The organism is Marinobacter sp. AN1, from assembly GCF_026013985.1.
Lineage (GTDB): Bacteria > Pseudomonadota > Gammaproteobacteria > Pseudomonadales > Oleiphilaceae > Marinobacter > Marinobacter segnicrescens.
This window is the reverse complement of record NZ_CP110342.1, coordinates 3,683,946-3,703,360: the sequence shown is the minus strand read 5'-3', so window position 1 is coordinate 3,703,360 and position 19,415 is coordinate 3,683,946. Positions and strand designations below refer to the sequence as shown.

Sequence of the window (19,415 nt, the reverse complement as noted above, 5' to 3'; positions counted from 1 at the left end):
GTGGCTATGGGTCGTTCAGCTTCCAAATGTTTTTGTTTTGAACACGGGCGGGCCTCTCAGGCAGCCAGTAGGCACAAGTGTGGCTGTCTCCCGGCTGTTAACTTGAAGGCCGGGAATGGTGAGGAACAGTTGCAACGCATCCATGTGGCCTTCCCTTGATCCCCCCATCGACCTGGTAACGGAGTGCCCATGACACTCGCGGAGAGATCCCTTCACAACCGCTGGTACGACAACACAACCCAGGCGCTGTTTGCCGAAGTCTGTGCCGCTCAGCCGGACAAGGTTGCCATCGTTTTCGAGGGCGAGGAGATCACCTATCGAGTCCTGCAGGAACGGGTTAACCAGTTGTCCCAGGGTTTGATCAGCCTTGGCGTAGGCAAGGGGGATGTGGTCTCCGTATTGCCCAGCCCGACGCCGGAGTTTGCGTGCCTGTACTTTGCGACGCTTCAGCTCGGAGCCATCATCAATCCGCTGAACCTGCTGTGGGGCGTCCTTGAATTCCAGGGTGTGTTGCCCCGTAACAATCCCAGGGTGATCGTCACGGTCGATCACTATGCTGACCGGGATTATATCCGCACACTGAAAGAGTCAATTCCTGACTTACAGGTTGAAGGGGCGCGGGTTTCCTCTGAGGCAATTCCTGCACTTACTCACATGGTGTGCCTGAGCCGCCAGCGGCTGCGTCATGACGGTTTCCTGGATTTCAGTGACCTGGAACAGCGTGGTGCGGACTGGGACCAGGCGACATTCGACCGGCTGATCACAGAGGGTCGTCCCACCGATATCCAGTTCATGTGCCAGACCTCGGGTACCACCGGGCTCTCCAAGAGCGCCCTCTGGGACCATCGGCCCCCGTTGGCGACGGCCCATTTCGGTGCCAGGAACCTTTGTTACCAGGAAGGCGATTCCTACATCAATCTCAGCCCCTTCTATCACAACAGCGGTTTGTTCGGACTCAATCTCAGTCTGACCCTGGCTGGTAGCACACTGCATCTGATGGAACAGTTCCGGCCGGAACAGGCGCTGAAAATCATAGACAAGTACAAGGTAACCGCGACCTTCGGCTTCGATTCCCACTGGCAGGGGCTTTTCAGGGCACCGGGGTTTTCCGGGTATGACTTTACGATCTGCAAGGCAGTGCTTGCCGGTGAGCCCCGTAGTTACGACCTGGTCAAGGAGATGTGCCCGGAAGGCGCGACCATCAACAACCTCTATGCCCAGACCGAGAATGGCCCGCTGGTTTCGCTGGCGGAGCATGACTGCATGGATTACCGCATCAAGAAATACACCCATGGCCGGCCTCTGTCCGGGGTGGAAGTAGTGATCAAGGACCTGGAAACCGGTGACCGGGTTGTTCAGGGCCAGCCAGGGGAAATCTGCTACCGGAGCCCCTTCCTGTTCCGGGGCTACCATCGCCAGGAGGAAGAGACCCGGCAGTCCTTTGACGAGGAAGGCTACTTCCACAGTGGTGATTACGGCACCTTCGATAACGGCTATATCACCTTCCTGGGGCGGCTCGGTGGCGTGCTGAAAACCGGTGGGGAAAATGTCTCAACCGTGCGGGTAACCAACCTCTTGCTCGAGGTGTTCCAGGACGCCTTTGACGACGTCAAGACCATTGGTGTTCCGGACGATTACTGGGGCTCGAAGATCGTTGCCTTTGTCAGGCCACGGGCCGGACACGCCCTTGGTTCAACCCGGGACATCCGGGAGGCTTGTAAGGGCGTTATGGCGATTTACGAGATACCACAGGAATTTCTCGAGTGGGAGGGCGCCTGGCCGGTGACGCCTGAGGGCAAGATCGATTTTCGTAAACTGGATGCAGAAGCCAGATCCCGTCTCGGGCTGGACCATTGAGGAGTTTAACCATGGCGTTGCTGACACCGGAACTCAATGCGGCGGTCGGGCGCCAATTACCCCCCGTCAGTGCAGAAGTGACCCGCCGCGAAATCTGCAAATACTCGGCCGCTACCGGCCAGCGCCTGCAGCGGTTTATCGATGGGGATGAGGCGCCCCCCATGTTTCTGTTTGGACTTTTCCTGCCCATATTGCCGCGGGAGCAGTTGGGCCATGATGGCCTGCCACCGGACACGGGGCTGGTGCCGGAACTGCCCCTAAAGCGGGTGATGGCCGGGGGCACACAGCAGACCTGGTTCCGGGGCATCTATCCCGGTGATGTTCTGGTTTCCCGCCAGACACTGGTGGACCTGTTCGAAAAGGAAGGGGCGCAGGGGCCGCTGATCTTTGCGGTGGTTGAGAACCGTGTTGAAACCGAAGCGGGGGAGCCGGTCATGACGGAGCACTCCACCCGCATTGCGAGGTAACCATGAAGCTATCCCGGGTTCATGTCGGCGACCCATTACCGGAGCGGGCGTTCAAGCCGGATGAGGTGCAGTTGTTCATGTACAACGCCGCCATCTGGAACCACCACCGGATCCATTATGACCACCCCTACACCACTGGTGAGGAGGGCCACCCTGGCATCGTGATTGACGGCCCGCTGCAGGGGGATTTCCTGACCCAGCTGGTGCTGGAGTGGGTGGGCACAGATGGCGTCCTGTCGGGCTTTGAATACAGCAACCGGAAGGCGGCCTATATCGGAGAAACGCTGCGCGCCCGTGGGCGCATAACGGAAGTCCGGGAGGCCGACGGGGAGGTCGACGTCGAGCTCGCCATTGTGAACGAGGCCGGAGAAGTCATAACGCCGGGGAAGGCGAGCGTGAGGCTCCACCAGTGAGCCAGCAGGCCGCCCACATCATCCCGACAACAACAAACTGCGTTCATCAAAGGGGGAAACCATGACCGCACAGCTACCACCGGAACTGACATCGGCCTTCAGCCTGGAGGGTAAGGTGGCCCTGGTTACCGGGTCGACCATGGGGATTGGCGAAGCGACCGCCCGTGTGCTTGCCCAGGCAGGTGCCCATGTGATCATCAGTAGCCGCAAGCAGGATGAGTGCGATGCCATTGCTGCCGGCTTTCGTGAGCAGGGGCTGAGTGCTGAAGGGCGTGCCTGCCATATTGGCCGTATGGAGGATATCGAAGCCATGTCTGCCTGGCTGAAAGAGGAACATGGCGGCCTGGATATCCTGGTCAACAACGCAGTGCTCAGCCCCTGGCGAACCATTGAGGACACGGAGGTGGGCCTGTTCACCAAGACCGTCGAGGTGGACCTGAGAGGCTACTGGTTTATGTCGGTGGAAGCGGTAAAGTTGATGCGCCTGAAAGGCGGCGGCAGCATCGTCAACCTGGCCTCCGTCGCTGCCCTGCATCCGGACCGGATGCTGAGCCTTTATTCCACCCTCAAGACTGCCCTGATCGGTATGAGCCGTTCGTTCGCCCTTGAGTTCGGTGGAGAAGGCATCCGGGTCAATACCGTTCTGCCCGGCGTCATCCAGACCAAGCTGGCGGATGCCTTTGACGCCGATACCAAGAAACGCATTGTTGAGAAGACTACCGTCAAGCGTCTGGGTGAGCCTGAGGATATCGGGTACTCGGTGCTTTATCTGTGTAGCAACGCCGGCGCCTATGTCAGCGGCACCAACCTGGTGGTCGATGGCGGGTTTTCGGTTGCGTTGATGTAGGGGAAAGATCGTCGGTTTGACCGAGGCGCGGTAGTTCACGACGTGATGAGATATCAGTCCCCATCAATAACAAGAGAAACAAACATGAGCGTGATCGAACTGAAAGTCGAAGATGGCGTTGCCATCATTACCCTGAACCGTCCGGAGGCAAAGAACGCCATCAACCAGGCGGTTGCCGAGACCATGGACAAGACCCTGGATGAGCTTGAAGCCAGGGACGACGTGCGAGTGCTGATCCTGACCGGTGCCGGCGGCTCCTTCTGCGCCGGTATGGACCTGAAGGCCTTTGTGGCCGGTGAGAAGGTCGTCACTGATGAAAAAGGCTTCGCCGGTTTCGTGCAGGCAAAACTGAGCAAGCCGGTTATCGCTGCTATCGAGGGCTATGCCCTGGCCGGTGGCTGCGAGCTGGCCCTCAGTTGCGACCTGATTGTCGCGGCTAACAATGCCAAGTTCGGCCTGCCGGAAGTGAAGCGTGGCCTGGCAGCGGGTGCTGGTGGTCTGCTGCGACTGCCCCGTCAGCTGCCGTACCGGGTGGCCATGGAGCTCGCCCTGACCGGTGATATGGCGGACGCCCAGCGGATGTATGACCTGGGGCTGATCAACCGGCTGGTCAATGCGGGTGAGGCCATGTCTGGCGCCCTGGAACTGGCCCGCGCCATCGCTGTCAATGCGCCCATGTCACTGAAGGCGACCAAGAATGTGATCGCACAGCAGCAGGACTGGTCCCTGGACGAGATGTTCGATCGCCAGGCTGAGCTGATTGCCCCGGTGATGAAGTCGGAGGATGCCATCGAGGGTTCGCGCGCGTTTGCGGAGAAACGTGCCCCGGTGTGGAAGAATCGCTGAGTCTCAGTGAGTTGTGAAAAGGCCCGCTAAACCGCGGGCCTTTTTCTTGGGCGTGATTTCTAGGGGCTGGTAACGGGGTGTTTCTTCAGCTCCAGCCGGCCCAGCTGGTTGCGGTGGACCTCGTCAGGGCCATCCGCAATCCGCAGGAATCGCGCTACCGCGTAGGCGGCGGCAATGCCGTGGTCATTGATTACCCCGGCACCACCGTGGGACTGCATCACCCAGTCGATGACCTTGCAGGCCATGTTGGGCGCGGCAATCTTGATCATGGCAATTTCAGCCTTTGCGACCTTGTTGCCCACGGTATCCATCATGTACGCCGCTTTCAGGGTCAACAGGCGGGCCTGCTCGATGGCGATGCGGGACTCGGCGATCCGCTCCAGGGTGACGGTCTGGGTGGACACCGGCTGGCCAAAGGTTACCCGCTGCTGGGTGCGCTGGCACATCTGCCCGAGCATCCGCTCTGCCAGGCCGATCAGGCGCATGCAGTGGTGGATGCGCCCCGGCCCCAGGCGGCCCTGGGCGATCTCGAACCCGCGACCTTCACCCAGCAGCATGTTGCCGGCGGGTACCCGCACATTGTTGAATTTCACCTCGGTGACCCGGTCCAGGGTGTCGTAGCCGAATACCGGTAGCGGCCGCACAATCTCCACGCCTTCGGCATCCCGGGGCACGATGATCATGGACTGCTGCTTGTGCCGGTCCGGGTTGTTCGGGTCGGTCTTGCCCATGAAGATGAACAGGGCGCAGCGGGGATCGGTGGCACCGGAGCTGAACCATTTGTGGCCATTGATGACGTACTCGTCGCCATCCCGGGTAATGGACGACTGGATATTGGTGGCATCGCTTGAAGCCACTGCCGGCTCGGTCATGGCAAAGCAGGAGCGGGTCTTGCCCTCCAGCAGCGGTTCCAGCCAGGTTTTCTTCTGCTCATCGGTGCCGTAGCGGGCCAGCACTTCCATATTGCCGGTGTCCGGTGCGCTGCAGTTGAAGACTTCCGGTGCAAAGGCCACCCGGCCCATGATCTCGCACAGGGGAGCGTATTCCAGGTTGGTAAGCCCGGCACCGTGCTCGGACTCCGGCAGGAACAGGTTCCACAGGCCTGACTCCCGGCCAAGGACCTTGAGCTCTTCCAGTTTCGGGGACACCTTGTAGGGCCCAAGCGAGCGGATTTCTTCGATAATGGCGGTTTCGTTGGGATAGATATGCTCGTCCATAAAGGCCTGCAGCTTTTCCTGCAGACCCCGGACCTTGTCGGTGTAATCAAAGTTCATGGGGGTTCCTCGTGATGGTCATGTCACGAGGCTGACACCGGGGCCCTGGCTTGTCTTGTGTCAGGAGGCTATGGACACTAGTCCTGCCAGAGCGGTGGCCACTTTCCGTAGCGTTTGATAAAGGCTTCGATCGATTCGCTGCGGTAACCGCTCTCATAACGGTTTTTCACGCTTCCATGGACGCAGGTCGGAATGGTCTCCGGCGCCGGTATTTCCCTGATCAGCCTGCCCAGCAGTTTGTACTTGCCCTTGTATTCATTGTGCTGGTCTGCCGAGTGCTGAAGGGTTTTCGGGAGAGTGTCATGGAACATCAGCTGGTGCTTTTCTGCTTCCCGCGCCATCCACAGCAGGGGGATGTCTGCCAGTGTGTGGCCTTTCTTGTCTGGGCCATAGCCGCCACCCACATCCGAATGGACGCCGGCAAACCAGACCTGCTCAAGGTCTGCGCCGGACCCGGGTTCCCAGAGTGTGGGTTCGAAATCCTCGCGCTGTTCATCCAGTGACAGGGCATGGCGGGCCGCCCTGATGTTGCTGCCGATTTCACGGTCATAGAACAGGTCCTTGTCCTTGATCATGCCAAAGAACGTGAAGGGCAGCCCGAGGGCGCCGACGGTGTCCCACACGCCGATGAAGCGGACAGGTGTGCGCTCCTCCACCGAGTATTGTCGTTTCCAGTCCATGGAATGCCCGCCATTGGGCTTGTACTTGCGGGTCTTGTAGAGCTTGAAGGCTTCGGGGATCCGGTTGGCGTGGCGCTTTTGCAGGATGCTGCAGTTGTTGATCATGCCCGCCAGGCTACGGGCGGTATAGGCGCCACGGCTGAATCCGAACAGGTAGATCTCGTCGCCGGGCTGGTAGTTATGGACCAGGAACCGGTAGCCATCCATGACATTTTTTTCCAGGCCGTACCCGGTACTGCCGGCCAGCAGTTCATCGTGGTAGGAGCCAATGCCCCAGTCATAGAACACCACCTGTTCCCTGCCGTTGTCGTCCCGTGGGCGAATGGCCCGGGCGAAGTGCAGCACGTTGGTGGGGAAGTCCTCACCGAGGGTCTCCTCCGGCCGGTTCCAGGTGCCGTCGAAACAGATAGCGATGCGTTTCATTATCCAGGTCCCTCTGAATGGTACCCATCGGGGCTGCCGTGTCCCTGGCCACCCTGTGTATCGGGCGGCCAGCCGGCACGTTCAGCTTTCCATCAAGTAAAGTCAGCTGCGTGCCGGTTGGCAAGTGCCGGACAGTCAGAGGGCTTTGGGGTAGTGAGGTCAGACCTCCAGGCAGATCTTGCCGAAGTGCCTGCCTGCTTCTTCGTGTCGGAAGGCCTCTCCAATTTCTTCCAGCGGGAAGGAGCGGTCAAGCACCGGGTGCAGGTCATTGGCCTCAATGGCGCGGACCATGTCCTGCTGTTGGGCCCGGCTGCCGACAATCAGCCCCTCCAGCCGGGCCTGCTTTGCCATCAGCTTTGCCGTTGGCACGTCCCCGGCACGGCCGGTGAGCACGCCGATCAGTGAGATGTGGCCGCCGATACAGACCGCATCAATGGACTGGGGCAGGGTGCCCGGGCCGCCTACTTCGATGACATGCTCCACGCCCTGGCCACCGGTCAGCTCCAGCACGCGCTGGCCCCACTCGGGCGTCGACTTGTAGTTGATAGTGTGGTCGGCTCCCATCCCGGCAAGCCGCTCCAGCTTTTCATCGGACGAGGAGGTTGAAATGACATTCGCCCCCATCATCTTTGCGAACTGCAGCGCAAAGATTGAAACGCCGCCGGTACCGAGCGTGAGCACGGTATCCCCGGCTTTCAGCCCGCCGTTGACCACCAGCGCACGCCAGGCGGTCAGGCCGGCGGTGGTCAGGGTGGCAGCTTCGGCGTGGCTGTAGCCTTTCGGGGCGAGGGTAAAGGCGCTTTCCGGCGCAACGACGAGCTCCCGGGCGTAGCCGTCGACTCCGTCGCCCGGGGTTGTGCTGAAGTTGGCGATGGGTGCAGGACCGGTCAGCCACTGCGGGAAGAAGGTCGAAACGACATGGTCACCCACCTGAAAGTCACTGACCCCGGGGCCGACAGCTTCCACCACACCGGCACCGTCCGACATGGGAATGCGGCCGTCCTCGGTGGGAATGCGACCGGTCACCACCGAGTAATCGTGGTAGTTCAGGGAACTGGCGTATATCCGAACCCGTATTTCGCCGGGGCCAGGGTCACCGGGTTCAGCGCCTGTGGTGACGCCTAGCTTATCCAGTCCGCCGGGTTTGGCCAGGGTAGCGAGTTTCATAGCACCTCCGGTTGAGGGTTGATCAGTTGTCGGGATTTTCAAGGGCGTAGGTCAGCATAGGGTAAGGGCGAGGGAGCAACAAGGCGCGCCGGCTGGAGTCGGGCCAGCCAGCGGCTTTCTATGCGCCTGGTTCGTCAGTGGGCAGGGGCAGCCCGGCGCCAGGCACCAAGGCGAAGGGCGCTGGCCGTTATGGCGCCGAACAGCAACATGCCGGCTGCGATACAGGCGTAGACCGCATCCAGTCCCAACCCGAATCCGTAAGCCGCCAGCGAGGCACCACCAATGGCGACGACAAACCGGACCAGGGCAGCAAAGACCGGCCACTGGATAAAGCCCGCTCCCTGGGAGCCGAAGTAGAGGGCAAGCCCCAGCCCCTGGAACAGGAATACCGGCCCCACGATCTGCAGGAACCTGGCACCGGCGCTGAACGTTTCCGGATCATCGGTAAACAGGCCAACCCAGAGACCCGGTGCGACTGCCAACAACAGGCCGATACTGCCAGTGAGCCCCGCCGCAAGCGCGCCACCGGTCCAGCCCACCTGCTCCGCCCTCGCCACCCGGCCAGCGCCCACATTGGTGCCAACGATGGCGGTCATGGCGGCGCCAATACCGAACACCATCGGAATCAACAGGAACTCCAGCCGGGCGGCAATACCATAGCCGGCGAGGGCAGACGCGCCGAAGCCGCTGACAATCACGTTCACCGCAGCAATGGCCAGTACGGTCAGTACCGGGGAGAGCGAGGCCAGTGCCCCGACCCGAAAGATATCGGCGAACAGCGCCCCCTGCAGGGCAAACCTGGACAGGTGCAGTCGCAACAGCTGGCTGCTGCCCGTCAGCCGGCCCAGGAGCACCGCTGCCATAAGGCCCATGGTCACCACCACGGAAACCGCCGCGCCTGCCACACCAAGCTGCGGTAGCCCGGCCCAGCCCAGGATCAGCGCGCCGGACAGGGGGATCTGGATAAAGGCACCCAGTACCATCACCACGGCAGGAAAGCGCATCTCCCCCATGCCCCGGTAAACCGCGGCGATAATACCCATCAGCCAGAGAGCGACACTGCCACCAAAAGGATATGGCCATAGAGAAGCGCGTCGTCGATCACTGCCGGGGTGACGTCGAGTTTATGGAGGAGAGCCGCGCCGCCAAGCCACCACAGCAGCCAGAACAGACCGCCCGCAGCCACCGCTATCACGATGCCATGCCAGATCAGCGCCTCGGCCTGGTCCTTGCGGCCCCGGCCCAGTGCCCGGGCCACTGAACTGCTCAATGCGCCACCGATGGCGCCGTTGGCGAGCATCTGCATCAGCATCAGTCCCGGGAACATCAGGGCAATGGCCGCCAGCGCAGCGGTGCCGAGGTGACCGATGAACCAGACTTCAGTCATGCTCACTGTGCCCTGCACCAGGAAGGCGATGGCATTGGGGGCGGCCATGGCAAGGATCAGGGGCAGCGCCGGCCGACTGAGCATCTGTTCGGTACGTGTCATGGTGGCTGGCCGGGCGGTTCCCGGCGCGGAAGCCGTCATGAATCCGCCCCGGTCGGCTCGTGGGGTGCGAGCAGGTCGAGCGACTCGTCGATCAGGCTGTGCAACGTCATGACCCGGTCTTCGCCGAGCATGCCGTTGATGCGCTGCTGGGCCCGCTTCCAGTGTGCCCTGGCCTGGTGCCACTTGTCCCGGCCGGCGTCGGTGATGGAAATGCTCCGGCTGCGACGATCCGGGCCGGGGGACTGGGAGAGCCAGCCTGCGTCCAGTAGTGGTTTCAGGTTGCGGGTAAGGGTGGAAGCGTCCATTTTCATGGCCTTTGCGAGATCTCCCGGGCGCACCGGGCCCAACTGGATGACGTGGGCCATCAAGGCATACTGGGTGCCCTTGAGCCCTGCCTGCGCCAGTTCGGCATCGTAGAACTGCGACACCTGCCGCATCAGCTGGCGAATGCGGTAATTGGTGCAGCCCTGTGGCCGGGCCTTGTCGGATACCGGGGATTTGACGGTCATGGGAAGCTCCGGATAGTATTTGTAGCTGCAAGTATTGTATATGCAATTATCGCCGTCAAGATCCGGCTCCCGGGTCAACCATTTATCTGCGTACGAGGCCACCATGACTGACAAAAATACCCCCGTTCACCCCCTCGACCAGGCCGTTGCCCTGACACCGACCGATAGCGGGCGCTGGCAGGGTGCCACCAGCCCGGCCTACGCCAATATGGTCGGGCCCTTCGGCGGCACCACCGGCGCAACGTTGCTCAATGGTGTGCTCTGCCACGAGCAGCTGCTGGGTGAGCCGCTGTCGCTGACCGTCAACTTCGCCGCACCCGTGGCGGATGGCGACTTTGAGGTTGTCGCCCGGCCGGTGCGGACCAACCGCAATAGTCAGCACTGGTGGATAGAAATGCTGCAGGGTGGTGAGACCGTGGCCTTCGCCACTGCTGTGACGGCGCGCCGGCGTGAGACCTGGGCCAGCACCGAGAGCAGCTTCCCGGAGGTGTCGCCTGCCTCGGAGCTGAGCGATGCCTCCAAGGAAGGCCGCCCGAGATGGACCCGGAACTACGACATGCGGTTCGTGGAGGGGGCGCTGATGGGGGAGCCACACCCGCACCCGGACTACCCGTCACGGAGCCGGGTATGGATGAAGGACCAGCCAGCAAGGCCGCTGGATTTTCTGTCCCTGTCGGCGCTGTGCGATGCCTTCTTTCCCCGAATCTACGTCCGGCGGCCAAAGCTGGTGCCTATCGGGACGGTCTCCCTGACCACCTACTTCCATGCTACTGGCGAGCAGTTGGCATCCGTCGGCACTGAGCCGGTGCTGGGTGTTGCCAGCGCCAACCATTTTGGCCAGGGTTTCTTCGACCAGAGTGCGGAAGTATGGAGCCCGGGCGGCGAGCTCCTTGCGACCACCCACCAGGTGGTTTACTTCAAGGAATAAGGACGCCGGGGGTCAAACCACCCGAACCAGTGCGCCTTTTTCCCAGCCAAGCCGCCCGGTCTCCACCACCTGTCGACGCATTCCGGGCACCGGGCGGATCATGAACAGGTCGCCGTTGCGGCCGAGCAGGGCCCTGGGTACGCCACACTCCCGCGCCAGGCCGGCGTGGGCCTCCATGTGTTCGGCTTCGCCGTGTACGGGGATGGCGATAGTTGGCTGAACCCATTGGTACATGGCGCGCAACTCGTCCCGGGCCGGGTGACCGGAGGCGTGTATGGGCAGGTCGGCGTCCTCGGCGGTGATGACCTCGACGCCCCGCTCCTTCAGGCTGGTAATCAGCGCTTCGATGGCGTCCTCGTTGCCGGGGATGGCACGGGCACTGAAAATCACCCGGTCGCCAGGCTCCAGCTCCACATCAGGGTGCGAGCCCATGGCCATGCGACGCAGGGCCGTACGCGGTTCCCCCTGACTGCCGGTGGCCACCGCCAGCACCTCCTCCCGTGGCAGGTAGCCCAGGTGGGCGGGAGGAATAAGGTGATCGTCCGCGTTCCAGACCCCGGCCGCCTTGGCAGCCCCACACATGTTGACCAGCGAACGCCCCAGCAGGCCCATGTAACGGCCAGTGGCCCGGGCCACGTTGGCCAGGGTATGGAGCCGGGCGATGTTACTGCCAAAACAGGCGACGATAACCCGCCCCGGCGCGTCTTCGGTGGCTGCGAGCAGACCCTTCTCCAGCGCCGACTCGGACATGGAATGCCCCGCTACCGTGGCGTTGGTGGAATCACACACCATGGCTGTCACGCCTTCCTCCGCCAGAGCCTTGAACGTACCCGGTGTATAGCCGTGGCCAACCAGTGGTTCTTCGTCCAGCTTCCAGTCGCCACTGTGGAAGATCCGGCCCGCCGGGGCACGGATCATCAGGGCGTTGGGGTCGGGAATGGAGTGGGTCAGCGCCAGCCACTGCACTTCGAAGGGGCCAATGGTGCGGCGTTCATCCACGTCCACCACGTGGATCGGCACCCGGTGCAACAGGTCGAACTCCGCCAGCTTGCGGCGCAGGATCTCGGCGGTGAAGCGGCTGGTGTACACCGGGCATTGCAGCAGCGGCCACAGGTAGGGCACGGCGCCAATATGATCCTCATGGGCATGGGTGATGATCAGCCCGGCCAGCTGCTCGCGGCGATCCGCAATAAAGGCCGGATCGGCCATTTGTACCGGCGGCTCACCGCGTCCGTGCACGGTGCCGTCAGCAATCACCCGACCGGGCCGGGGAAAGGTCACGCCACAATCCACCATCAGCCACTGGCCGTCGTGACCGTAAAGGTTGAGGTTCATACCGATTTCGCCGGTACCGCCGAGGGGCAGGAACCAGAGGTCGTTGTGGTCGGGTGTCATAAAGATCTTGTCGTGTTCGGGAAATAGGACAGAGCGGCAGTGTAACCCGGAATGCAGGGCGGTGTTTGCCAGGACTGTGGCCGGGGTTTAGTCAATACCGGGTCAGGTGGTACGCGGTGCAAACATGATAATAGCCATACCCGCCAACGCGACGGCCGAACCAACCAGGTCCCACATCGTTGGCCGAATACCGTCGACGGCCCAGAGCCAGATAATCGCCATGAAGATATACACGCCACCATACGCCGCATAGACTCTGCCAGCGGCGGTGGGGTGCAGTGACAGTAACCACGCAAATGCGGCAAGACTCAGAGCGCCTGGCACCAGAAGCCAGATGGTCTTGCCCTCACGAAGCCAGAGATAAGGTAAGTAACAACCAACGATCTCTGCCAATGCGGTGACGAGGAACAGGCCGACAGTTTTAAGTTCAGGCAATGAGCTTGACCTCTTGTTAGTGGCATCCAGTTCCTGGATAGCGGGCGCCCGTTCACCACCGGGCTATTTGTTGATGTCCAGTGTCAAAGGTACGTTATCATTGCTTGAAACCCAGTTGTCATACCGGTCGGTCAGCCAGCTTATGGGCCTGATCAAGCCTCAGCCAGCAAAGCCCGGATTTCGTCATAAATCCCCGGCGCCGTAATCAGGTTATCCCGCCCCCAAAGATCCTCCGGATACCCCTCCGGCACCTCACTGAAGTGCCCGGCGCTGGCGCCGGCTTCGCGGGCGATGAGCTTGGCCGCCGCGAAGTCCCAGGGGCTCACGGTTTCGTAGTAGGCGTCGAGCCGGCCGCAGGCAACCCAGCAGATGTCCAGGGCGGCGGAGCCGATGCGGCGCAGGTCGCGGCAGTGGTGGATCATCACGTTCAGCCGGCGTACCAGGGGTTCCAGGTTGTCCTTGGTGTAGGGGAAGCCGGTGGCAAACAGGGACTGGCGCAGGTCGGTGGCACCGCTGTGCTGGATGGGCTGACCGTTGAGGGTGGCGCCTTTGCCTTTTTCCGCGCGGAAGGTCTCCTCCGAGAAGGGCGCATGTACGACGCCCACCTGTACCCGGCCTTTTTCGGCCCAGGCGATGGAGACGGCTACCTGGGGATGGCCGTAGGCGTAGTTCACGGTGCCGTCGATGGGGTCGACGATCCACAGGGGCGTTTCCAGCTCCTCCGCCTGGGACAGGTCCGGCATGGTCTCTTCAGACAGGATGCGGTGGTCCGGCCAGGCCTGGCGGATGGCGCTGGTGATGAACTCGTCTGCCATGACGTCCGCGTGGGTGACCAGCTCGGTCTGGTGTTTGTAGTCGGTGCGAAGGGTGTTCTGGTCCCGCTCCCGGCGGATCAGCTCTCCCGCTTCCCGGGCAATGCGTTCGGCAAAGTCGGCGATGTCAGACATGGGGGCTCCGTGCAATGGATGTTGCCGATACCATTGCAGGAAGCGCCCCGGGAATCAATCTGCCGTGCTGGAAGCGATGGAGACCACCACCATCATGCCGGGGCTGAGCAGGTTGCGGTCGCCTTCCTCCACTGAGATACGCACCGGAATGCGCTGGGTGATCTTGGTGAAGTTGCCGGACGGGTTGGAGCTGGGGATCAGCGCAAACTGGCTGGTGGCAGACCGGCCAATGACTTCGATGCGGCCGGAGAAGTCCCGGTCAGGCCAGGCGTCCACTCGTATCTTCACCTCCTGGCCGGCGGCCAGTTTGCGGACATCCGTTTCCTTGACCCGGGCTTCGATCCAGATGTTGTCGGGCTCGTACATCATCAGTATGGGCTGGCCGGCGGACAGGTACTCGCCGTTTTCCACAAAGGTGCGGGCGACAACGCCGCTGGCGGGGCTGGTTACCGTCATGTCTGCGAGCAGCGATTCCTGTTTGCGGACATCCGCCCGGGCTTCTTCCAGTTCTTCCAGGGTAATGGCGTTCTGGGCTTCCAGCAGTTCCGGGGTCGGCAGGGTCATCGGGCTTCCGGTAAACAGGCCCATCTCGGCGTTGTCCAGTTCCGACTGTCTCAGGGCAACCTGCTGGCGTGCGGTTTCGACCCGTGCCCGGGCAGACATCAGGTCATAGTAGTTGCGGTCCCGTTGCTGTTTCGACAGGGAGCCGGACTGGTAGAGTGGTTCCGCCCGCTGCCAGGTCTGTTCTGCATCTTCGAGCGTTACTTCGGCGACTTTAAGGTCCGCCTCGGCGGTTTTCAGTTGTTGCCTGGCGTTGGCGATACCGCCGGTAAGTTGTTTTTGGGACTGCTGGATCTGCCGTTGTTCAAACGCGAGCCGGGCTTCCATGCGGGCGACCCGCGCCCGGCGCTGGGCCAGCTCGAGCTCTTCCGGCTGGCTGTAAAGGCGGGCCACTGTCTGGCCTTGCTCAAGCGGGTCACCGTTCTCCAGGCTGAACGATTCCAGCCGGCCCGGCAGGCGCGACGACACCGTTACCAGGTCGGTGGTGACGCTGGCGTAGTCTTCCACCACATGGGTGTGGCGATACCATAGCCACTGGCCGACCCAGGCAATGCCGGCGACAACCAGCAGCACCAGTAACAGGAGTCTTCCCATTTTCCAGGGGCCCGGTGCGGGCCCGGCCTGGTTCGGGGTGGAGCCGTCGTTGTTATTGTCATTAGCCATGAAGTAGTCCGAAGTCAGTATCTGTCTTAAGCGTGTTGTGGCGTCCTGGTCCACCGGCTGAGCAGCCAGGCGGGGATGACGACAAACGTGAGTGAGACCATCACCAGCCAGAAACCGTCCTGGTAGGCCATAACGGTGGCCCAGAACTGTTCCGTGGCTCCGAGTTTCTGCAGGGCTGCCGCCTGCTGCCAGGCTTCCGGCACCCCAAGTCCGGCAAGCCACTCCTGCCAGCGGCCGACCGTGGCCATGGCGACCTCATTGCCCGGGGTCAGGGTGGTGCTGATATGCTCGCCGTGCCAGCTTATGCGACGGTCCATCATCAGTACCAGTGCCGCCGTACCGAAGGCGCCACCCATCTGAAGGGTGAAGTTGATGACGCCGGAGCCGTAACCGGTCAGGTGTACGGGCAGGGATCCAATGGCCCTGGACAGGGTCGGGGGCGGGAACGACGCCATGCCCGCACTCATCAGGGTCAGTGCCAGCGCCAGGTAGCCAAAGGAGGTGTAGGCGTCGGCCCGGGAGAACAGGTACACCGCGAAGATGGCAAAGGCCAGCCCCGGCAGGGTCATGTAATGGGCCGGGTAACGGTCGCTCAGCTTGCCGATCACCGGGACCAGCAGTGCCAGCACCAGGGTGGATGGCAGGAACAGCAGGCCGGCCGTCACCGGCCGGTAATGGAGAATGGTCTGGGAGAACAGCGGCAGCAGGTACATGATGGCGTAGAAGGCGCCGCCAAAGACGAAGATGGCCAGGCAGCCGGCGAGGAAGGCCCGGTGCCGGAAAATGCCCAGGTCCAGCAGCGGCTGTTTTACCCGCCGTTCCCACCATACGAACCCAACACCCAGGACCAGTGACAGGGCGAACAGGCCCAGTACAGCGCTGCTGTCCCAGCCCCAGCGCTGACCGTTGGAGAGCGCTGCCAGCAGGGCAAAGATGCAGACAAACAGGCTGATGGCGCCGGTCCAGTCGAAGGGCATGCGTGGCCCGGACTCCTCCCGGGTTGGCAGGAACAGGTAGCCCATGGCCATGGCGGCGATACACATGGGCGGGGTCACGAAGAACACATAGCGCCAGGTGAAGGTTTCCACCAGCCAGCCACCGATGACCGTGGCCAGGGTCAGGGGCAGGCCGAGGCACATACCGTAGATGGCCGTGGCCATGCCTCGTTCATTGGCCGGGAACACCGAGAACATGGCTTCCAGTGCCAGCGGGCGGATAAGGCCTGTCATGGCCCCCTGTATCACCCGGGCCGCCACGATGGCAGCCATGCTGGTGGCCAGTCCGCCGATTATCGAGGCCACGACGAAGGTGCCCAGCAAGCCGATAAAGGTAGCCCGCTGACCGAAGGACCTGACCAGCCAGGGGGCAATCAGCAGGGCAACGGTGGTGGCCGCCAGGAAGCCGGTGGAAATCCATTGAACCTGCACATCGCTCAGTCCAAGGGAGCCCTTGATGTAGGGAGTGGCAACATTGACGATGGTAATGGACATACCCAGCGCCACCAGCCCGAGCAGCATGGTGAGGGTGACGAGCCACTTGTATTTGGGCCCGTAACGCTGGAACATCATCTCCACTTGCGACATGTGACTTCCGGACGTGCATGGGACTGGCGGATCAGGCAGGGGCACGGCCCCAGAAAACAGGTTAGGGACCAGCGGGTCTTATGCCTTCGTCGGTTCCGACGATTTAGCAAGCTGACGATTGGGCTGAACAGGGGCAGGTGTTTGAAAAACCAGGAACTGACACTGCTGTACGTCTTTGACGCCATCATGACGGAAGGGTCCATCACCCGGGCCGCAGAACGGCTGAACATGACCCAGCCGGCGGTATCCAATGCAGTGTCCCGCATGCGCCATGCCTGGAAGGACCCGGTGTTCGTCAAGAAGGGGCGGCAGATTGAGCCCACATCCTACGCGCTCAGCCTTTGGGACCAGGTGCGAGGCCCCATGCATGAGCTGTCACGAGCAGTGACCACCACGGGGTTCGATCCCGCTACCTCCCGCCGCAAGTTCCGTATTGCCCTGGCGGACATGATGCTGGACCTTCTGTGGCCACCGCTGGTGAGCAAGCTTGAACGGGATGCCCCTGGCATCGACCTGCATGCGGTGCCCTACACCCTCGGCGGCGCCCATATGCAGTTGCGTGAAGCCCATGTGGACCTGGCCATCGGAATGCTTACCGAGCATGATCACAGCCTCCGCAGTACCTGGCTGGCGGAGAGCGGCTATGTACTGGCCATGCGGGAAGACCATCCCCTGGCGGGGCGGCCCATCACCCTGGAAGAGTTCCTGGATGCCCGACACCTGCTCATCTCCCTGTCCGGGGACACCCACGGGCCGGTGGACTCGGCGCTGGATCGCATGGGATTGAGTCGGCGGGTGGCAGTGACGGTAAACCACTTTCCCGCCATTCCAGCCCTGTTGCAGACATCCGACCTGATCACAGCCCTGCCGGACGGCATGATGCAGGATGAACAATTGCGCAAGGGACTATGGCTGACCCGTCTGCCCATCGAGGTGGATCCGATCAGCGTGTACCTGATCTGGCACGCTCGCCATGACCGTGAGCCGGGGCTTGTCTGGATGCGCTCGCTGGTAGAATACCTGATCCGTGAGCGGTGGCAGGACCTGGTGAAAGAGATGGAGCCGTAATCCGTCCAGGTGCACTCAATACATCATTGAAATGATGTGTCAGATACCGTTAAACAATTTTTTTGTGTTGACCAACTCCCGGATACTGCACCCATCGAGATCAGCGAAGCCCAACGGGCGTTGATCTCAGAGGTGTTCAAACCAACTGTATTCGAGGAATTATTTATGTTCGGTATCAATGCAAACCTGAAGAAAACCGTTGCCATCGCCACCATTGCTGTCGTCGGTATCATGGGCGCCGCTAACGCCAGTGCTCAGCAAATCGTAGCGGAAGAGATGCTGGAAAAGCAGTTGCAGGAGAGGGCTGCCAAGGCAGAGCAGCAGAAGCAGGCTTCTGAAACTGCCGACACCAAGGCAGACGAAAAAGCAGACAGCAACGCGTCATGATTTGCTGAACGGGCCCTGTAAGCCGAGCTTCAGGGCCCGACCATTTTCGCTGTTGAAGGTCGCCCTTTAAAGGGCCTTCAACCACCCTTCAATCCTGTCCATGGCCGTTACCATCTTGGGACTGGCCGAAGCGACAAACTCATCCCCCAGCTCCTGGTCGGCAAACTCTCCCGCCGCCAGTTCCAGAGCCTTGCTCCCATCGAAGTCCACAAATGCCAGCCGTGCCCCCATATGATCCGGCACAAAGCCGAAATCACTGGCCGGCAGCATGGCCACACCGGTGTCCTCCAGCAGTCGCTTGCAGAAGGCCGCGCTGGTCTTGATGTCTTTCCTGTCGAGGGCTTCCTTGTACGCCGAGAAGTTCGGGAACAGATAGAAAGCACCCTCGGGTTTGCGAACATCTGCCTTCATGTCCGTCAGCCGGCGATGCACGTACTCGCCGATGGCTTTGAGTACTCGGCGGGAGTGCTTCAGGTAGTCGTCGATGTCCTCGCCTCCATCGAAAGCCGTGATGCCGGCATACTGGATAGGCGCGCTGGTGGAGGTGAAGGTTTCGCTGGCAATGATGGCCATGGCGTCCTGCAAAGGGCGCAGCTCGGGCGGGAAGATAAAGGCCCCCAGGCGCCAGCCACCGGCCCCCAGCCACTTGCTCATGCCGGTGCTGATGATGGTGCCTTCCGGATAGTAGCGGGCGATGGACTTGTGCTTGCCGTCGAACTGAACCTCACCGTAGATCTCGTCAGACAGGAGGATGATCCGGTACTTGCGGGCCACGTTGGCAATGGCCAATAGCTGGTCATCGTTATAGGTGCAACCGGTGGGGTTGGACGGATAGTTGAGGATCAGGATGCGCGGACGGGTAGGGTCATCGCGGCAGATAATATCCAGCTCGTCGGCCGTCAACTGCCAGTTATTCTCGGCATGGGTCGGCAGCCAATGCACCGAGCGGCCGATGATCCGCGCCTGGGGCGCGTAGGATACCCAGCTGGGCCGGGGAATCAGCAGGTCACCGTAATAGGCTAGCTGAAGGATGAACAGCAGCTCCTTGGAGCCGGGGCCGATCAGCACGTCCTCCCAGCTGCAGCGCTGGCGCTCCGCCCGGTTGATGTAGCCGGCGATGGCTTCCCGCAGGCCTTTCAGGCCCTTGACCGGCAGGTAGTCTTTCTCGTGGGCATGCTCCTGCAGGGCCTGCACCACCCGCTCCGGTACCGGAAAGGGCGACTGACCAAGACCCAGCTTGATGATATCCCGGCCCTCGGCCCGAAGCTGGTTGCTCAGTTCGTTGATGCGCAGGGTCGCCGAGGGCTGGATGCCCCGGACGTTGAGGTTGATGGCATAGCGGTGTTCGTTCTGGATTTCCATGGGCCTGTTTTCACCGTGGGTTTGAGCATGGATAACACCCGCAGTATAGGCAGAACCCGATGATGTGTGAGGGAAATACCGGTAGGGGATTGCCGAAGCCCGGGCGGCACCCGG

20 protein-coding genes are annotated in these 19,415 nt (G+C 61.8%); 8 read left to right on the top strand and 12 right to left on the bottom strand.

The features are described 5' to 3' along the window. Nucleotides 1-189 precede the first annotated feature (189 nt). The 5 genes from LJ360_RS17115 (at nucleotide 190) to LJ360_RS17095 (ending at nucleotide 4,430) form a co-directional block, all read left to right on the top strand. Nucleotides 190-1,857 (top strand): class I adenylate-forming enzyme family protein, encoded by a 1,668-nt coding sequence (locus LJ360_RS17115; protein WP_091854854.1) that lies wholly within the window; start codon nucleotides 190-192, stop codon nucleotides 1,855-1,857. Nucleotides 1,858-1,868: 11 nt separating this feature from the next. Further along, nucleotides 1,869-2,324, top strand: a complete 456-nt coding sequence (locus tag LJ360_RS17110) for a MaoC family dehydratase N-terminal domain-containing protein (RefSeq protein WP_091854856.1) — start codon at nucleotides 1,869-1,871, stop codon at nucleotides 2,322-2,324. A 2-nt stretch (nucleotides 2,325-2,326) separates the two neighbouring features. After that, nucleotides 2,327-2,737 carry a hypothetical protein gene (locus LJ360_RS17105; protein ID WP_091854857.1) on the top strand — a complete coding sequence of 137 codons (411 nt, stop codon included), beginning with the start codon at nucleotides 2,327-2,329 and terminating at the stop codon, nucleotides 2,735-2,737. 61 nt (nucleotides 2,738-2,798) lie between these two features. Then, nucleotides 2,799-3,584 (top strand): glucose 1-dehydrogenase, encoded by a 786-nt coding sequence (locus tag LJ360_RS17100; RefSeq protein WP_264994513.1) that lies wholly within the window; start codon nucleotides 2,799-2,801, stop codon nucleotides 3,582-3,584. Nucleotides 3,585-3,668: 84 nt separating this feature from the next. Further along, nucleotides 3,669-4,430: a crotonase/enoyl-CoA hydratase family protein gene (locus LJ360_RS17095; protein ID WP_248230180.1), complete on the top strand. Its 762-nt coding sequence runs from the start codon at nucleotides 3,669-3,671 to the stop codon at nucleotides 4,428-4,430. A gap of 59 nt (nucleotides 4,431-4,489) precedes the next feature. On the opposite strand, the gene LJ360_RS17090 is transcribed toward LJ360_RS17095, so the two are convergent. The 6 genes from LJ360_RS17090 to LJ360_RS17065 all read right to left on the bottom strand — a co-directional run bounded on the left by LJ360_RS17090 (nucleotide 4,490) and on the right by LJ360_RS17065 (nucleotide 9,972). After that, entirely contained in the window at nucleotides 4,490-5,704 is a 1,215-nt protein-coding gene (locus tag LJ360_RS17090) for an acyl-CoA dehydrogenase family protein (RefSeq protein ID WP_091854592.1), read from the bottom strand. A gap of 77 nt (nucleotides 5,705-5,781) precedes the next feature. Then, complete coding sequence (locus tag LJ360_RS17085; RefSeq protein WP_091854594.1) at nucleotides 5,782-6,807, bottom strand: DUF2235 domain-containing protein; 1,026 nt, start codon at nucleotides 6,805-6,807, stop codon at nucleotides 5,782-5,784. A 159-nt stretch (nucleotides 6,808-6,966) separates the two neighbouring features. Further along, nucleotides 6,967-7,974, bottom strand: a complete 1,008-nt coding sequence (locus tag LJ360_RS17080; protein ID WP_091854596.1) for a zinc-dependent alcohol dehydrogenase family protein — start codon at nucleotides 7,972-7,974, stop codon at nucleotides 6,967-6,969. Nucleotides 7,975-8,108: 134 nt separating this feature from the next. Then, on the bottom strand, nucleotides 8,109-9,017 hold the full coding sequence (locus LJ360_RS17075) for an MATE family efflux transporter (protein WP_264994512.1): 909 nt from the start codon (nucleotides 9,015-9,017) through the stop codon (nucleotides 8,109-8,111). Continuing rightward, nucleotides 9,017-9,502 carry an MATE family efflux transporter gene (locus LJ360_RS17070; RefSeq protein WP_264994510.1) on the bottom strand — a complete coding sequence of 162 codons (486 nt, stop codon included), beginning with the start codon at nucleotides 9,500-9,502 and terminating at the stop codon, nucleotides 9,017-9,019. Before LJ360_RS17070 ends, LJ360_RS17075 begins: the two co-directional genes overlap by 1 nt. Then, entirely contained in the window at nucleotides 9,499-9,972 is a 474-nt protein-coding gene (locus LJ360_RS17065) for a MarR family winged helix-turn-helix transcriptional regulator (protein ID WP_264994508.1), read from the bottom strand. Before LJ360_RS17065 ends, LJ360_RS17070 begins: the two co-directional genes overlap by 4 nt. Before the next feature lie 103 nt (nucleotides 9,973-10,075). Here LJ360_RS17065 and LJ360_RS17060 point away from each other — a divergent pair, with 103 nt between their 5' ends. After that, complete coding sequence (locus LJ360_RS17060) at nucleotides 10,076-10,900, top strand: acyl-CoA thioesterase (RefSeq protein ID WP_264994507.1); 825 nt, start codon at nucleotides 10,076-10,078, stop codon at nucleotides 10,898-10,900. Between the two features lie 12 nt (nucleotides 10,901-10,912). Here LJ360_RS17060 and LJ360_RS17055 read toward each other — a convergent pair whose 3' ends face one another. The 5 genes from LJ360_RS17055 to LJ360_RS17035 all read right to left on the bottom strand — a co-directional run bounded on the left by LJ360_RS17055 (nucleotide 10,913) and on the right by LJ360_RS17035 (nucleotide 16,484). Beyond that, nucleotides 10,913-12,295 carry a ribonuclease J gene (locus tag LJ360_RS17055; protein WP_264994506.1) on the bottom strand — a complete coding sequence of 461 codons (1,383 nt, stop codon included), beginning with the start codon at nucleotides 12,293-12,295 and terminating at the stop codon, nucleotides 10,913-10,915. A gap of 102 nt (nucleotides 12,296-12,397) precedes the next feature. After that, a complete protein-coding gene (locus tag LJ360_RS17050; protein ID WP_091854604.1) occupies nucleotides 12,398-12,730 on the bottom strand; it encodes a YnfA family protein in 333 nt (110 codons plus the stop codon). A 152-nt stretch (nucleotides 12,731-12,882) separates the two neighbouring features. Further along, complete coding sequence (locus tag LJ360_RS17045) at nucleotides 12,883-13,677, bottom strand: inositol monophosphatase family protein (protein ID WP_264994505.1); 795 nt, start codon at nucleotides 13,675-13,677, stop codon at nucleotides 12,883-12,885. 54 nt (nucleotides 13,678-13,731) lie between these two features. Beyond that, complete coding sequence (locus tag LJ360_RS17040) at nucleotides 13,732-14,901, bottom strand: HlyD family secretion protein (protein ID WP_218144831.1); 1,170 nt, start codon at nucleotides 14,899-14,901, stop codon at nucleotides 13,732-13,734. A gap of 26 nt (nucleotides 14,902-14,927) precedes the next feature. Then, entirely contained in the window at nucleotides 14,928-16,484 is a 1,557-nt protein-coding gene (locus tag LJ360_RS17035; RefSeq protein WP_091854608.1) for a DHA2 family efflux MFS transporter permease subunit, read from the bottom strand. Between the two features lie 141 nt (nucleotides 16,485-16,625). Between LJ360_RS17035 and LJ360_RS17030 the strand changes: the two genes are divergently transcribed. Both LJ360_RS17030 and LJ360_RS17025 read left to right on the top strand, forming a co-directional pair. After that, nucleotides 16,626-17,552: a LysR family transcriptional regulator gene (locus tag LJ360_RS17030; RefSeq protein ID WP_264994504.1), complete on the top strand. Its 927-nt coding sequence runs from the start codon at nucleotides 16,626-16,628 to the stop codon at nucleotides 17,550-17,552. 36 nt (nucleotides 17,553-17,588) lie between these two features. Then, nucleotides 17,589-17,939, top strand: a complete 351-nt coding sequence (locus tag LJ360_RS17025) for a hypothetical protein (protein WP_091854612.1) — start codon at nucleotides 17,589-17,591, stop codon at nucleotides 17,937-17,939. Between the two features lie 66 nt (nucleotides 17,940-18,005). Here LJ360_RS17025 and LJ360_RS17020 read toward each other — a convergent pair whose 3' ends face one another. Continuing rightward, entirely contained in the window at nucleotides 18,006-19,301 is a 1,296-nt protein-coding gene (locus tag LJ360_RS17020; RefSeq protein WP_091854614.1) for a pyridoxal phosphate-dependent aminotransferase, read from the bottom strand. Between the last annotated feature and the right edge of the window lie 114 nt (nucleotides 19,302-19,415).

Excerpts from the sequence above, each read along its gene's own strand:
- LJ360_RS17115 (WP_091854854.1), top strand. The coding sequence starts at position 190 with ATGACACTCGCGGAGAGATCCCTTCACAACCGCTGGTACGACAACACA.
- LJ360_RS17110 (WP_091854856.1), top strand. The coding sequence starts at position 1,869 with ATGGCGTTGCTGACACCGGAACTCAATGCGGCGGTCGGGCGCCAATTA.
- LJ360_RS17105 (WP_091854857.1), top strand. The coding sequence starts at position 2,327 with ATGAAGCTATCCCGGGTTCATGTCGGCGACCCATTACCGGAGCGGGCG.
- LJ360_RS17100 (WP_264994513.1), top strand. The coding sequence starts at position 2,799 with ATGACCGCACAGCTACCACCGGAACTGACATCGGCCTTCAGCCTGGAG.
- LJ360_RS17095 (WP_248230180.1), top strand. The coding sequence starts at position 3,669 with ATGAGCGTGATCGAACTGAAAGTCGAAGATGGCGTTGCCATCATTACC.
- LJ360_RS17090 (WP_091854592.1), bottom strand. The coding sequence starts at position 5,704 with ATGAACTTTGATTACACCGACAAGGTCCGGGGTCTGCAGGAAAAGCTG.
- LJ360_RS17085 (WP_091854594.1), bottom strand. The coding sequence starts at position 6,807 with ATGAAACGCATCGCTATCTGTTTCGACGGCACCTGGAACCGGCCGGAG.
- LJ360_RS17080 (WP_091854596.1), bottom strand. The coding sequence starts at position 7,974 with ATGAAACTCGCTACCCTGGCCAAACCCGGCGGACTGGATAAGCTAGGC.
- LJ360_RS17075 (WP_264994512.1), bottom strand. The coding sequence starts at position 9,017 with ATGGGTATTATCGCCGCGGTTTACCGGGGCATGGGGGAGATGCGCTTT.
- LJ360_RS17070 (WP_264994510.1), bottom strand. The coding sequence starts at position 9,502 with ATGACGGCTTCCGCGCCGGGAACCGCCCGGCCAGCCACCATGACACGT.
- LJ360_RS17065 (WP_264994508.1), bottom strand. The coding sequence starts at position 9,972 with ATGACCGTCAAATCCCCGGTATCCGACAAGGCCCGGCCACAGGGCTGC.
- LJ360_RS17060 (WP_264994507.1), top strand. The coding sequence starts at position 10,076 with ATGACTGACAAAAATACCCCCGTTCACCCCCTCGACCAGGCCGTTGCC.
- LJ360_RS17055 (WP_264994506.1), bottom strand. The coding sequence starts at position 12,295 with ATGACACCCGACCACAACGACCTCTGGTTCCTGCCCCTCGGCGGTACC.
- LJ360_RS17045 (WP_264994505.1), bottom strand. The coding sequence starts at position 13,677 with ATGTCTGACATCGCCGACTTTGCCGAACGCATTGCCCGGGAAGCGGGA.
- LJ360_RS17040 (WP_218144831.1), bottom strand. The coding sequence starts at position 14,901 with ATGGCTAATGACAATAACAACGACGGCTCCACCCCGAACCAGGCCGGG.
- LJ360_RS17035 (WP_091854608.1), bottom strand. The coding sequence starts at position 16,484 with ATGTCGCAAGTGGAGATGATGTTCCAGCGTTACGGGCCCAAATACAAG.
- LJ360_RS17020 (WP_091854614.1), bottom strand. The coding sequence starts at position 19,301 with ATGGAAATCCAGAACGAACACCGCTATGCCATCAACCTCAACGTCCGG.